This is a genomic window from Deinococcus pimensis DSM 21231, from assembly GCF_000519345.1.
Lineage (GTDB): Bacteria > Deinococcota > Deinococci > Deinococcales > Deinococcaceae > Deinococcus_A > Deinococcus_A pimensis.
Map to the genome: position 1 here is coordinate 12,434 of NZ_KI912662.1, position 450 is coordinate 12,883.

The 450-nt window shown below is 74.4% G+C and carries 1 protein-coding gene; it reads right to left on the reverse strand.

Going from position 1 to position 450, the window contains the following annotated elements:
• On the reverse strand, positions 1 to 450 hold a 450-nt coding region (locus DEIPI_RS32225), incomplete at both ends, for a metallophosphoesterase family protein (RefSeq protein ID WP_045234608.1).

Below are 450 nucleotides of genomic sequence, written 5' to 3' on the forward strand. Positions count from 1 at the left end.
CCTGCGTGCGCTCCACGTCGTACGCCACGCGCCGCACCTCGAACAGGCCGCGAACCGTGTCGTACACCCCGTACGACGCGCGCGGATCGCCGTCGCGCGGCTGCCCCACCGAGCCGGGATTGAGAATCACCCGCGCGCCGGGCGGCACCGGGAAGGCCCCGCCTCCCGAGAGCGACTGGTGCTTCACCCAGTCCCCCACGGGCGCCCGCACCGACGCGTACACCGCCGGGAGGTGCGTGTGCCCCACGGCGCACACCCGCCCCGGCCACGCCGCGAAGGCCTCACGGGCCGCCGCGAGGGAGTTCACGTACGTCAGCACGGACGTCGGTGACCCGTGACGGAAGCGCAGCACGTCACCGTCCCAGCCCTCCTCGTGGACGTCCGGCCACGACGCGACCCACCCGACGTCCTGCCCCGACAGGCGCGAGAGCTGCCACGTGATCGCCTGCG